Origin of the sequence: Bilophila sp. 4_1_30, from assembly GCF_000224655.1 — a bacterium.
Taxonomy (GTDB): domain Bacteria; phylum Desulfobacterota; class Desulfovibrionia; order Desulfovibrionales; family Desulfovibrionaceae; genus Bilophila; species Bilophila wadsworthia.
The window spans coordinates 1,216,006-1,228,054 of sequence record NZ_JH114231.1 but is presented as its reverse complement, the minus strand read 5'-3'; the positions used below and the strand labels follow the sequence as shown (position 1 = coordinate 1,228,054).

12 protein-coding genes are annotated in these 12,049 nt (G+C 61.6%); 7 read left to right on the top strand and 5 right to left on the bottom strand.

All coding sequences use genetic code 11. The features are described 5' to 3' along the window. Positions 1 to 100 precede the first annotated feature (100 nt). The 7 genes from HMPREF0178_RS05540 (at position 101) to HMPREF0178_RS05510 (ending at position 6,175) form a co-directional block, all read left to right on the top strand. Positions 101 to 859, top strand: a complete 759-nt coding sequence (locus HMPREF0178_RS05540; RefSeq protein WP_009379740.1) for a carboxymuconolactone decarboxylase family protein — start codon at positions 101 to 103, stop codon at positions 857 to 859. Between the two features lie 152 nt (positions 860 to 1,011). Continuing rightward, on the top strand, positions 1,012 to 2,145 hold the full coding sequence (locus HMPREF0178_RS05535; protein ID WP_009379738.1) for a DUF362 domain-containing protein: 1,134 nt from the start codon (positions 1,012 to 1,014) through the stop codon (positions 2,143 to 2,145). Between the two features lie 132 nt (positions 2,146 to 2,277). Next, positions 2,278 to 2,931 (top strand): nickel pincer cofactor biosynthesis protein LarB, encoded by a 654-nt coding sequence (gene larB, locus HMPREF0178_RS05530; RefSeq protein ID WP_009379736.1) that lies wholly within the window; start codon positions 2,278 to 2,280, stop codon positions 2,929 to 2,931. After that, positions 2,928 to 3,770, top strand: coding sequence for a LarC family nickel insertion protein (locus HMPREF0178_RS05525; RefSeq protein WP_009379734.1), 843 nt, complete (start codon positions 2,928 to 2,930; stop codon positions 3,768 to 3,770). Before larB ends, HMPREF0178_RS05525 begins: the two co-directional genes overlap by 4 nt. 64 nt (positions 3,771 to 3,834) lie before the next feature. After that, positions 3,835 to 4,674: a tRNA(Ile)-lysidine synthetase gene (locus HMPREF0178_RS05520; RefSeq protein WP_009379733.1), complete on the top strand. Its 840-nt coding sequence runs from the start codon at positions 3,835 to 3,837 to the stop codon at positions 4,672 to 4,674. 326 nt (positions 4,675 to 5,000) lie between these two features. Beyond that, positions 5,001 to 5,612: a flavodoxin gene (locus HMPREF0178_RS05515; protein ID WP_009379730.1), complete on the top strand. Its 612-nt coding sequence runs from the start codon at positions 5,001 to 5,003 to the stop codon at positions 5,610 to 5,612. Positions 5,613 to 5,635: 23 nt separating this feature from the next. Further along, positions 5,636 to 6,175, top strand: coding sequence for a flavodoxin family protein (locus HMPREF0178_RS05510; RefSeq protein WP_009379728.1), 540 nt, complete (start codon positions 5,636 to 5,638; stop codon positions 6,173 to 6,175). A 250-nt stretch (positions 6,176 to 6,425) separates the two neighbouring features. Here the strand turns inward: HMPREF0178_RS05510 and HMPREF0178_RS05505 are convergent, their stop codons facing one another. The 5 genes from HMPREF0178_RS05505 to HMPREF0178_RS05485 all read right to left on the bottom strand — a co-directional run. Further along, positions 6,426 to 8,066: an amidohydrolase gene (locus HMPREF0178_RS05505; protein WP_009379726.1), complete on the bottom strand. Its 1,641-nt coding sequence runs from the start codon at positions 8,064 to 8,066 to the stop codon at positions 6,426 to 6,428. Positions 8,067 to 8,091: 25 nt separating this feature from the next. After that, positions 8,092 to 9,585, bottom strand: coding sequence for a tripartite tricarboxylate transporter permease (locus HMPREF0178_RS05500; protein WP_009379725.1), 1,494 nt, complete (start codon positions 9,583 to 9,585; stop codon positions 8,092 to 8,094). A 14-nt stretch (positions 9,586 to 9,599) separates the two neighbouring features. Beyond that, positions 9,600 to 10,079, bottom strand: coding sequence for a tripartite tricarboxylate transporter TctB family protein (locus HMPREF0178_RS05495; RefSeq protein ID WP_009379723.1), 480 nt, complete (start codon positions 10,077 to 10,079; stop codon positions 9,600 to 9,602). 63 nt (positions 10,080 to 10,142) lie between these two features. Further along, positions 10,143 to 11,141, bottom strand: coding sequence for a tripartite tricarboxylate transporter substrate binding protein (locus HMPREF0178_RS05490; RefSeq protein WP_009379721.1), 999 nt, complete (start codon positions 11,139 to 11,141; stop codon positions 10,143 to 10,145). Positions 11,142 to 11,371: 230 nt separating this feature from the next. Beyond that, on the bottom strand, positions 11,372 to 12,049 hold a 678-nt coding region (locus HMPREF0178_RS05485; protein WP_009379719.1), incomplete at its 5' end, for a sigma 54-interacting transcriptional regulator.

The following is a 12,049-nucleotide window of genomic DNA, read 5'->3' as shown; positions in this document are numbered from 1 at the left end:
TTCCTGTGGACTTTTCGCCGCATTGTTTTGTTTGCTGTTGTCCGGCGCGGCAATCGCGGCTTCTTCCCCTGCGCAGCAGGTTCCAAACGGAGGCAAGAACATGAGCAGAGCCGCCTTGGCCGAAAAGAAACAGTTGGAACGTTTCGGAAACGTCCGGTCTCCTTTAGAGGCGACCGATCCGGATTTCGCCGAGATGCGGGATCGCCTCATCTGGGGCGAAGTCGCGTGGCACGGGTCGCTCGACGCCAAAATGCAGGAGCTGATCACGCTGGTCGTCCTGACGGCTAGCCAGACTTTGGACGGCTTCGCCCCGCATGTGGGCGCGGCCTTGCAGGTCGGGGCGACGCCCGAGGAAATCAAGGAAGCGATGTACCAGTGCGCTCCGTATATCGGTTTTCCCAAGACCGAAAAAGCGCTCCGGCTGGTCAATGAGGTCTTCAGGGAAAAACGTATCCCGCTGCCCGTTGCCTCGCAGAAGACCGTGACGGAAGACGACCGCTTCACGCAGGGCGTCAAAGTGCAGAAGTCCATTTTCGGAGCGGCGATAGACTCCATGCACAAGAGCACGCCGCAGAACCAGCAACACCTCCTCCGCGACATGCTCTCGGCATTCTGCTTTGGGGACGTGTATACGCGAAAGGGGTTGGATCTGCGGACCCGCGAAATCCTGACCTTTTGCATCATCAGCTCCTTGGGCGGGTGCGAGAGCCAGGTCAAGAGCCATGTGCAGGGCAACGTGAATGTGGGGAACACGAAAGAAAACCTGATCGACGCGCTGACGTGTTGCCTGCCGTATATCGGATTCCCCCGGACCCTGAACGCGCTCGGGTGCGTCAACGCGGTCATCCCGGAAAACTAGCGGCGGCTCGCCCGCTTTCCCATCCGGGAGGCGTGGTTTCCCTTCCGTATTGAGAGTGTTCCGGTGTGCGTGAGGGCTTCGCTGTGAGCCGCGCACCGGGGGCCAGAGTTCCCGCCGTACTCGGCGGGGCAGTTTGAAAACAAGGAGAAAGTATGTCTGTTCCCGTTTATCTGGCAAAACTTGCTGTAAAAAATCCTTCCGATCACCGGCTCGCCAAGATCAAGCGGCTCTGCGACGCCGTGGGGCTTGCGGACAAGGTGAAGCCGCTCGGCACGGTCGGAGAGGATGAGGTCGTTGCCATCAAGCTGCACTTCGGCGAAGCGGGCAACGATACCTACCTGCACCCGACGTTCGTGCGGCAGGTCGTGGATTGCGTGAAGGCGACGGGGGCCCGCCCGTTCCTGACGGATACCTGCACGCTCTACAAGTCCACCCGCCACAACGCCGTGGATCATCTGGAAACGGCGTATCGCCACGGTTTTACGCCCTATGTCGTGGACGCTCCGGTGATCATGGCCGACGGCGTGACCAGCAAATGCTACGAGGAAGTGGCCGTCAACCTGAAACATTTCGCTTCGGTCAAGATCGCGCAGGCGTTCCTTTCCGCCAACGCGATGGTCGTTCTGTCCCACTTCAAGGGGCACGCGATGGGCGGTTTCGGCGGCGCGATCAAGAACCTCGCCATGGGCTGCGCCCCGCAGGCCGGGAAAATCGATCAGCACGGCAGAAACGTCGTGATCTACCCGAAATGCATTGGCTGCGGGCAGTGCGTGCCGCTGTGCCCGAGAAACGCGCTTTCATTGGAAAAAGCCGAGAAGGGCCGTCATGCCGTCATCGACAAGGAACGCTGCATCGGTTGTTACGAATGCGTAACGGCATGTAAGCAGGGGGCCATCGGCGTCGACACGCCCAACGAGTATTCCGACTTCGCCGAGCGCATGGCGGAATACGCCTACGGAGCGGTAAAGGGCAAGGAAGGCCGCATCTGCTACCTGAACTTCCTGCTCAACGTGACGCCGCAGTGCGACTGCGCCGGTTGGTCCGAGCCGGCGATTGTCCCGGATCTGGGTATCCTCGCTTCGGAGGACCCCGTAGCGCTGGACACGGCCTGTTTCGAGCTGGTGAAGGAAGCGCACAGCCTCATTCCGCTGGGCGAGCACGGCGCGCACTCCTGCGGCTACGACAAGTTCTCGGCACTGCATCCGAATACGCGGGGCTGGCATCAGGTTGAGTATGCCGAATCCATCGGCATGGGTTCGCGGGATTATGAGCTGATCACGGTGTAAGGCGCCGTTCGCGGGCGGCCATGATGCGGATGCGTCCGGGCGCATGGCTGCCCGCACCGGTGGTGGGGGCTCCCCTCGGCCTTCACCCCGGCGGCGTGGTGTTTCGGAATTTTCCAAAAGACGGGTAAGGATATGGACCACGGCATTCTGTTTGATCACGCCCGGACGGCCCGGATCGGGCTGCCGGAAGCGGTGTTTTGCGAAGGGAAGCCTTTTGAGGCGCTCGTGGAGCTGCTCTCCAGTTTTGGCAGGGGCTCGGGGCATCCGGTCCTGTTCACACGGCTTGCCCCGGACGTGTTCGCCCGGGTTCCCGCCGAGATCCGCGCGGAGTATGACTACCATCCCCTGTCGCGTACCGCGTTCGGGGACGCGCTCCCGCCGAAAGGGAAGGGCAGGGTCGCCGTCATTTCCGCGGGCACGGCGGACGGCTTCGTAGCCTGGGAGGCGGCGCGGACGCTGGCGTATCTGGGTATCGGGCACAAACTGTTCGAAGACTGCGGCGTTGCCGGGTTGTGGCGGCTCGCGGAGCGGCTGGAGGAGATCAATACCTTCGATGCCGTGATCGTGGTTGCCGGGCTCGACGCCGCGCTGGTCAGCGTGATGGGCGGGCTTACGCCCAAGCCGATCTTCGGCGTGCCGACGTCCGTTGGGTACGGTGCGGCGCAGGGCGGACGGGCCGCGCTGGCGAGTATGCTTTCAAGCTGCGCTCCCGGCGTGGGGATCATGAATATCGACAACGGATACGGCGCGGCCTGCGCCGCCGCAAGGGTGGTAAACGGATTATGAGCGAAGCGCACGCACACGGAGATCATGCCCACCGCCATGAACACCATCATGAGCACGGCCATACGCATGAAACGGCCCACGGGGATGGGCGGGACAGAGCCGGGAGAGGCCGTATCCTGACCATCCGGTCACATTCCGGCCTGTCCGGGGATATGTTCCTTGCCGGGCTGCTGCGCATGACGGAACTCGACGAGGCGGAAACGGACAGGCTGCTTGCCTCCGTGCTGCCCGAGCTCGCCGGGGCCGTGCGTCTGACGCGGCGGCAGGTGAACCGTATCGGCGGCTGGTTCGCGGACGTGTCGCTTCCCCACCAGCACGAACACCGCACTCTTGAGGATATTCTTGGAATCATCGCCGGGAGCGGCATGGACGATGAGCCGAAGCGCTTGGCCTCGGATACGTTCACGTTGCTGGCGAAGGCCGAAGCCGCCGTGCACGGCATGAAGCCGGAGGCCGTCCGTTTTCATGAGGTCGGCGCGCTGGACAGTATCCTGGACATTTGTATGGCCTGCGTCCTGTTCACGCGGCTCTCGCCCGCGCGGTTTGTGGTCAGCCCCCTGCCCATTGCGGACGGTGAGGTCGTTTGCGCCCACGGCGTCATACCCGTTCCGGCTCCTGCGGTACTGGAACTGCTCGAAGGCATTCCCGTCCGTCCGTTCTCCGGCGAAGGCGAAACCGTGACGCCCACAGCCATCGCCCTGCTTCGCAGCCTTGGGGCGACGTTCGGGCCGTGGCCCGCCATGCTGGTGGAAAAACGGGCTCTGGTCTACGGGTCGCGTGTTTTCGCCAATGCGCCCAACGGGACGATCTTCGCCTGTGGTACGGAGCTTGAAGGCTGATTCCGCCGTATCGGTGAACGGGGTTTCCGGCATTTTTTTGTAAGTGTATGAGGGTATTGCCGTGATGGATTCAAGTGTGACCGCCGCGTCTCCGGACGAAACCGCGCTCCTGCCGCGTCTTGAAAGCGTCCTCGGCGTCCTCGCGGCAGGGAACCGTTTTGCTTTGGCCTACTCGGGTGGGCTGGACAGCCGTTTTCTCGCTCATGCGGCCCAGCGGTTCGGCTTCGAGCCCGTACTGCTGCACATCGTCGGACCGCACATTCCCCCGGAAGAGACGGACTACGCGCGTCATTGGGCGGCCTCCCGGGAGCTCGCCTATGAGGAACTTCCCGCCGATCCACTGGATTCAGCTTTGGTGGCCTCCGGGGATCGCCGCCGTTGTTATGCGTGCAAGCGTAACCTGTTTTCCTTGCTGAAAGCTCGAACCGGCCTTCCCCTGTGCGACGGTACGAACGCTTCCGATGCGGGGCAGTACCGCCCCGGCATACGGGCCGTCGAGGAACTCGGCATCCTGTCCCCGCTGGCTTCCGCCGGCCTGACCAAGGCGGACATCCATCGGTGCGCCGCACTGACGGGAATGGAAGATCCGGAGCAGAAAGCCCGGCCTTGCCTGCTGACGCGGCTCCCGTACGGCATGAAGCCGGAGCGTTCCCTGCTCGCGGGGCTTGCCGCCGGTGAGCGGGCCGTTCATGGTGTGTTCGCCTCAGCCGGACTGCCCGGGCCGGATTTCCGTCTGCGTCTCGTCGATGCGGAACGGCTGGAATTGCACGTCCTGCCGGAGCCCGCTCTTGCTCCCGGCCTTTGTGCCGAGCTGGCCCGCCGCATTGCCGAAGCCGCTCCCCAGCTTCCGCCTCCCCGTGTGGTCAGGGTGGAAACGCTTTCCGGCTTTTTCGACAGGGCCTGAGCCGTTTTCATTCTCCCGCGCCTCTGGGATCTCCTTGCTTTTTCTGTCGCCCTTTCTCTGGGAAGCGTTGCCGGACATTGTCCGTATCTCGTGCCGTATCCTTCAATGGTACACCTTCATGTACTTTCCTCAGATGTGCGCCCGCGTGTTCGAGGAGGCAGCCATAGGCTCTTGCAGAGGGGAGGGAAGAGAGGATCAGGCAAAAAATGGGTAGAATCGTATCTACTCACAGAGGTTCGGAGACAGTATATCTGATTCATGGAATTGTTGATCCGTATGGATGGAATACACAGCTGAAAGCTCGAAACGGACAAGAGAGGATTGTTATGAGCAAGGCACTGGAAATCGATTCGTCCAGAAGAAGTCTGCTGAAATATACGGCCGCCGGGTTGCTTGCCGGGTTCGGAGGCCGTTTGTTGCCGCATGTTTCGTCGGCCTATGCCGCCACGGAGGGCGGAGCCAAGGCGTTGGTCGTCTACTATTCCCGTTCCGGCAACACGCGCGCCGTTGCCGAAGCCATTTATGCGGCGGTCGGCGGGGATATTGTGGAACTTCAGCCGGTGACGCCGTATCCCGAGGCGTACCGTGCGACCACGGATCAGGCGAAGCAGGAACTGGCGTCGGGCTACAAGCCGCCTTTGAAGAACAGGATCGAGCACATCGAGGCGTACGACGTCGTTTTCGTGGGATCGCCCAACTGGTGGGGGACTGTAGCCGGGCCGGTGAGGACGTTCCTGTCCGAGTACGATTTGGCGGGCAAGCGGATTGCCCCGTTCATCACGCATGAGGGCAGCGCGCTGGGCCGCAGCGTTGCGGACATCAAGGTGTTTTGCCCGAAGGCGGTTGTTCTGGACGGGCTTGCCGTCAGGGGAAGCCGGGCCGCTTCCGCGCAAGGCGAGGTGGCCGCGTGGCTTCGCAAGATCGGCATGGGAAAATGATCTTTCCGTTTTGAGAGGATGTCATGAGCAAAAATATACTGATACTGTCGGGGAGCCCCAGAAAGGGCGGCAATTCCGATATATTGTGTGATCGCTTCATGGAAGGCGCGCGGGAATCCGGCCATCGGGCCGAAAAGGTTTTCCTCCGCGACAAAAACATCGGCTATTGCATCGGCTGTGAAGCCTGCCACCAGAACAACGGCGTCTGTGTGCAGAAGGACGATATGGCCGGGATTCTGGAAAAGATGATCGCCGCTGACGTGATCGTCATGGCGACGCCGGTATATTTCTATACGATGGATGCGCAGATGAAGACGCTTATTGATCGGTGCGTCGCCCGGTATACGGAAATCAGCAACAAGGCGTTTTATTTTATCGCCACCGCCGCCGACGGCGAAAAGCGGTCGCTGGAGAGGACCATCGAAGGGTTCCGCGGGTTCCTGTACTGTCTGGAAGGTGTGCGGGAAAAGGGCATCGTTTACGGATCGGGCGCATGGAAAAAAGGCGACATCAAGGAAAGCCCGGCTCTGAATGAGGCATACGAAATGGGGCGGCACGCATAAGTTCCGGTATGCCGATTCTGTGCGGCGTCCGGGTTACGGCTGGACGGCGGCTGAATGGAGCGTCTCCCCCTATCCTTCCTCCATATAAGGAGACCCGCTCGGATTGACTGAGCGGGTGTTCTTATATGGAGGTTGGTTCCCCCGGCGGCCGCCCGGAGGAATGGGCGAGTGTGCTGCCGGGGGAACCCCAAACCGCACCGGGCGGGGGAAGGGGGATCATCCTTTGCCCGGTGCGTTGGGGACGGGGAAATTACAGGGAACCGTAGACGAGCCGGTTGCCCACCAGGGTTGCCAGAATCGGGATGTCCCTGATGCGTTCGGGCGCGATTTCAAGCGGGTTCTCTCCGAGGATGACCATATCGGCGAGCTTGCCGGGCTCGAGGCTGCCCTTCATGCGTTCCTCATGGAACTGGTAGGCGCCCCATATGGTGACGCTTTTCAGGGCATCCAGCACAGAGACGGTCTGATCCTCGCCGAGCACCTTGCCGCTGCCGGTGAGCCGGTTGACCGCCGACCAGACGGAGAGCAACGGATCCATAGGCGTGACGGAGGTGTCGTTGTGGGAAGTGAAGGGGATGCCGCGTTTCAGGGCGCTCCGCAGCGGATCGATCCGGGATGCGCGGGCTTTCCCGAGGAAGATGTCCCGATGGCGGTCGCCCCAGTAATAGGTGTGTACGGTGAAGAAGGACGGAACCACGCCGAGCCGTTCGATGCGGTCGAGCTGATCCTCGCGGACGGTCTGGCAATGGATGATGATGTGCCGCGCGTTGGCCCGGGGGTACGCCTTCTGCGCCTCCTCAAAGGCGTTGAGGATGTCTTCGATGCCCGCGTCGCCGTTGCCGTGGATGGCGACCTGCCAGCCCTCTTCGTGGTAGCGGGTAACGATGTTGGCGAGTTCACGGGGATTGTAGATGGGGTATCCGCGCCATGACCCGTCGGAGATGGCGTCCGGCAGCGAATGGTAGGGATTGCTCAGATAGCCGGTGTACCCTTGGAGGCTCCCGTCCTGAAACAGTTTCACAGCGCCCATGCTGAGCAGGCCGTCCTTGGTCAGGGGCGTGCCGCATTGCACGGTGGGGGCCAGCGAAAAGTCGAACCAGCCGTGCTTGGGCAGAAGCTGGACGCGGTTTTTGAGCATCCCCCGTTTGTGGGCGGTCATGTAGTTTTTCCACATGGCCGTGGTGACGCCGCCGTCGTGGGCGGTCGTCACGCCTTTGGCGACATAGTCGTCGGTAGCCCGTTCCACCGCGCCGAGCCATTTTTCCTCGGTCATCTGCGGGGAGGCCGCCAGGACCATCTCCATTGCGGCGGGTTCCTCCACCAATCCGGTGAGGCGGCCGTTTCCGTCATGCCGGAACACGCCGCCCGACGGATTCAGGGTTTCATCCGTGATCCCGGCTGCCTCAAACGCCTTGCTGTTGCACAGGGCCAGATGCCCGGAGATGTGGCGCAGGAATAGCGGGTGATCCGGGGCCATCGCGTCCAGTTCGACAAGCGTGAAATGCCGCGCTTCGGAAACGGCGGTATCGTCATACCCCGCGCAGAGCAGCCATTCCCCGGCGGGCATACCCGAAAGGGCTTCGCGTACCTTGCGGCGGATGTCGCCGTGCGTCCTCACGTCCCCGATGGGATGGGAATTCACGTCGAGATAGTATTTGTTGTACATGCCCGCGCGCATGAAATGGCTGTGGCAGTCGTAGAAGCCCGGCATCATGAACCGCCCGCCGAGATCGGCGATATGAGTTTCCGGGCCCTGGAACGGAGCCACTTCGGCTTCCGAGCCCACGGCAAGGATGGTTTCGCCGGATACGGCAAGGCAGGAAACGATGGAGCAGCGGGAATCCATCGTCAGGATGGTGCCGTTCCGGTAGATGTGAGTCGCTTGTTGCATGGCTGGCCTCATAAGGGTTGCGGGATCAGGCGGCGCTGGCGGCGCGGTACTTCTTCCATTCCTTCCAGAGCAGGTTGAACAGGATGAAGATGCTGATGGCGAGGAACGCCGCGCAGACCGGACGGGTGAAGAATACGGAGAAATCCTGATTGGAGATGCTGAGCGCCCTGCGGAAGTTGGTTTCGATGATTCCGGAGAGGATCATGGCGAGGAGCAGGGGGGCGAGCGGGAAGCGCGCCTTGGTCATGATGTAGCCGAGCAACCCGAAACCGGCCATGACGGCGAGGTCGAAGTTGGAGTTGTTCAGGGCGTAGCCGCCCACCACGCACAGGGTGGTGACGAGGGGCATGAGGATGCCGCCGGGGATGAGCACGACCTTGGCGAACAGGCGCACCGCGTAGTAGCCCAGAAGCAGCATGAAGACGTTGGAGACGAACAGGGCGATGAAAATGCTGTAGACGAGCGTGCCCTGTTCCTGGAACAGCAGCGGACCGGGAGTCATGCCCTGGATCATAAGCGCGCCGAGCATGATCGCCGTGACCACGTCGCCGGGCACGCCGAGGGTCAGCAGGGGGATGAGCGCGCCGCCGGTGACGGCGTTGTTGGCGGATTCCGTGGCCGCGATGCCTTCAATGGAGCCCTTGCCGAAAAGTTCGGGATGCTTTGAATGGCGCTTGGTTTCGCTGTAGGCCGCGAATGAGGCCGTTCCTGAGCCCGTGGCCGGGACGATGCCGATGAACGTGCCGATGATCGAGCCGCGGAGCAGGGCGGCCCGGTTGGTCCAGATTTCGGAAAGGGGCATACGCTTGCGCGAGATTTCGGCAGTGGAGAGCTTGCGGCCCATGAAAACGTCTTCAATGGTAACCAACACCTGCGACAGGGCATAGAGCCCGACGAGCGCGGGGACGAGGGAAACGCCGTTGATGAGGTCTGGCGAGTCAAAGGTCATGCGCAGGTTGCCGGAAAGCGGGTCCATGCCGATCATGGAGATGAGCATACCGAGCAGCGCAGCGATGCAGCCCTTGAGCAGCGCGCCTTCGGACAGCGTCGCCACGATGGTCAGGCCGAAGATGCCGAGGGAGAAATATTCCGGGGCGCTGAAGTCGAGGGCGAAGTGGGCGAGCTGCGGAGCGACCGTGGCCAGCACGATACAGGAAAAGATGCCGCCGATGAAGGAGGCGATGGTGGTCATTTCCAACGCTTTGAGCGATTCCCCGCGGGCGGTGAACTGCGGCCCTTCGAGCATGGTCGCGGCGGCGGCCGCCGTGCCCGGCGTGCCGACAAGGATGGCGGTGATGCTGCCCGCATAGATCGCGCCGCAGTACATGCCGAGCAGGGAGGAAAAGGCGATGACGGGGGAGAAACCGAAGGTCAGGGGGATGAGCAGGGCCACGCCCATGACGGCGGTGAGGCCGGGCAGCGCGCCGAAGACGATGCCGAGCGCCACGCCGATGAAGTTGGCGACGAGGGCTTCCAGACTACAGGCCGAACTGAAGGCTGTCATGAACATATCGAACATCGGGTACCGCCTTTTTAGGGAAGAGGGACTTTGAAGAAGATGGCGAACACGGCATACAGGAAGGCTGATATCCCTGCGGAAATAAGAAAGATGTAGAAGGGATTGCGGTATCCGGTCAGCACCTGCGCCCCGGAGAGGAAAACCAGCGTGGAGATGACGAAGCCCGTGCCTTCGGGCCACTCGGCGTCGTAGGCGTATTCTCCGAGGAAAATGAACCCGATGACATAGATGAGAATCCACGCGGCCATCAGTCCGATTTTGACGGCGAGCTTCCTTTCAGGCCAGCAGGCCGCGCGTTCATCCTTGCCCAAGACCGCCCTTGCCACGAGGACAAGCGAGAGCAGGGCCAAGGCGATCGTGACGCCCGTCGGGAACGAACCCGCCGAAAAGAAGTCGAGCGCCGCAGGTTCCGGGATCAAGTGTATCTGGTATCCCATGACGCAGCAGAAGGCGAGCAGCGCCAAGCCGATAAAGAAATCCGTCTTGTTTTTCATGAAGCGACTCCTCGTCGTGAAAAGGAAGGGCGGGGCGCACCCGCGCTCCGCCCCAATATCCGGTTAGTCAAGCGACTTGCGCCCGGCCAGCACTTCGTCGGCGAGGTCCGAGGACGACTGGATAAGCTGTCCGAATTCCTTGGCGGGGAGATACCCGGCATCAAGGCCGATTTTGTTGAATTTTTCGATGACTTCGGGGTCCTTCATAGCCTTTTCGATGAGGGGTTCGAGCGCGGCGATGCGATCGTCCTTGACCTTGCTGGACACCACGAGGCCGTGCCACGCGCCGAGATCGATCCACTTCTCGTCCGCGGGGGTCATCTTGTCGGCGTACAGTTCGCGGAAGGTGGGCGTATTGGGCAGATCGGCGCGGCGTTCCTTGCGGGAGATGGCGATGACGTTGAAGTCGCCGGAGTTGGCATAAGGCAGGATGTTGGCCGGGACCTGGAAGCCGGCGGTGATGTGCTTGCCGAGCAGGGCGGTGCTCACTTCATGGCCGCTGGTATAGGCGGTATGGCGGATCTTGAGATCGCCGTGGAAGCGGTCGGTCAGTTTCGTCATGTACAGGCGTTGCGTGGAGATGGATCCGGTAGTCCCGTAGACGGTCCCATCGGGGTTCTTTTCCGCGGCCTGGAGGAATTTTTCCCATGTGTCGATACCGGAACTCTTGTTGGTGCTCAATACGCATTCCATGCTGGCGATGTGGGCGACGGGCTTGATGTCCTTGAGGCTATAGCCCACGTTGGTCAGCTTGGGGGTGGTGGCGAGGGCACTGAAGCCGGGGAAGGCGAGGGTATAGCCGTCGGGACGGGCGCGGAGCATTTCATTGATGCCGATGGCCTGTGCGCCGCCGGGCTTGTTCACGACGTTGATGGTGATGTTGTAGTTCTGCTGGAAGTAGTCGGCGAGGATGCGCGCCGCGATGTCGACGCCTCCTCCGGGGCCGAAGGGCACGATGATGTTGATGGGCTTGTCGTAGGGGTATTCCGCCCGGGCATCCGTGTTGCCGCCGATGAACAGGGAACAGGCGATGAGCAACGAGGCGATGATGCTTTTCTTCATGGCAACTCCATCCTTCTGATTGTGTGGGGGACATGGGCAGGGGACTGCCCCTTCCAGCGCGCCGACGGTGTTGTACCGAAAGGCTCTTAGAAAGATTATATCAAGAAATATGCCAGCCCATTTGAAGGGAAATCGCCGTTTATTGGTATATGGGAAGGGAAAAAGGCGGTATTGTCTGTAACAAAAACGTTACGACATACCATATTTGTTAACCTTTTGTATCAATATTGTTACTCTGGATGTTCCGCATTTGTTTCCGCAAGCCCCTGAAGCTTGCGCCACAACGTCATCCGGCTGATGCCGAGAAGGTGGGCGGCCTTGCCCATATCCCCTTCGCACCGGGCGACGGCTTGCCGGATGAACCGGGCCTCTTCCCGCGCCATGTGGCTCCTGAGGGTAGGAGGCGGCGAATCCTCGGGCTCTTGGGGGAGGCTCGGCGTTATGGGGCGCTCCTCAAGAGGCGGATCCTCCCATAGTGATAAAAGCAATTGTTCCCAGTCTGTTACTTCGGCCATGTGGTTGGCGACGATGGCCATGCGTTCCATGAGGCTGAGCAGTTCGCGGATGTTGCCGGGCCACGGATGGCGCATCAGGGGCCGCTCAAGCTGGGAGACGAGCAGGCTTTCCGCCGGAGGCTCGTCGAGGTGTTCCTTCAAATGGGAAACGGCGAGATCCACAATGTCCTCAAGCCTCTCCCTGAGCGGCGGGAGGCGCAAAGAGAGCACGTTGAGGCGGTAAAAGAGGTCCGCCCGGAACCGTTCCTCTGCCACAAGCTGGCGGAGATCCTGATGCGTGGCGCACAGGACGCGTACGTCGAGGGGGATCACCTGCGTCCCGCCCACGCGTACCAATTCCCGTTCCTGAAGCACGCGCAGCAGCCGCCCCTGAAGGGTAAGCGGCAAGTCCCC

Bases quoted from the DNA above. Each gene is read 5' to 3' on its own strand.
- HMPREF0178_RS05540 (WP_009379740.1), top strand. From the start codon at position 101: ATGAGCAGAGCCGCCTTGGCCGAAAAGAAACAGTTGGAACGTTTCGGA.
- HMPREF0178_RS05535 (WP_009379738.1), top strand. From the start codon at position 1,012: ATGTCTGTTCCCGTTTATCTGGCAAAACTTGCTGTAAAAAATCCTTCC.
- larB (WP_009379736.1), top strand. From the start codon at position 2,278: ATGGACCACGGCATTCTGTTTGATCACGCCCGGACGGCCCGGATCGGG.
- HMPREF0178_RS05525 (WP_009379734.1), top strand. From the start codon at position 2,928: ATGAGCGAAGCGCACGCACACGGAGATCATGCCCACCGCCATGAACAC.
- HMPREF0178_RS05520 (WP_009379733.1), top strand. From the start codon at position 3,835: ATGGATTCAAGTGTGACCGCCGCGTCTCCGGACGAAACCGCGCTCCTG.
- HMPREF0178_RS05515 (WP_009379730.1), top strand. From the start codon at position 5,001: ATGAGCAAGGCACTGGAAATCGATTCGTCCAGAAGAAGTCTGCTGAAA.
- HMPREF0178_RS05510 (WP_009379728.1), top strand. From the start codon at position 5,636: ATGAGCAAAAATATACTGATACTGTCGGGGAGCCCCAGAAAGGGCGGC.
- HMPREF0178_RS05505 (WP_009379726.1), bottom strand. From the start codon at position 8,066: ATGCAACAAGCGACTCACATCTACCGGAACGGCACCATCCTGACGATG.
- HMPREF0178_RS05500 (WP_009379725.1), bottom strand. From the start codon at position 9,585: ATGTTCGATATGTTCATGACAGCCTTCAGTTCGGCCTGTAGTCTGGAA.
- HMPREF0178_RS05495 (WP_009379723.1), bottom strand. From the start codon at position 10,079: ATGAAAAACAAGACGGATTTCTTTATCGGCTTGGCGCTGCTCGCCTTC.
- HMPREF0178_RS05490 (WP_009379721.1), bottom strand. From the start codon at position 11,141: ATGAAGAAAAGCATCATCGCCTCGTTGCTCATCGCCTGTTCCCTGTTC.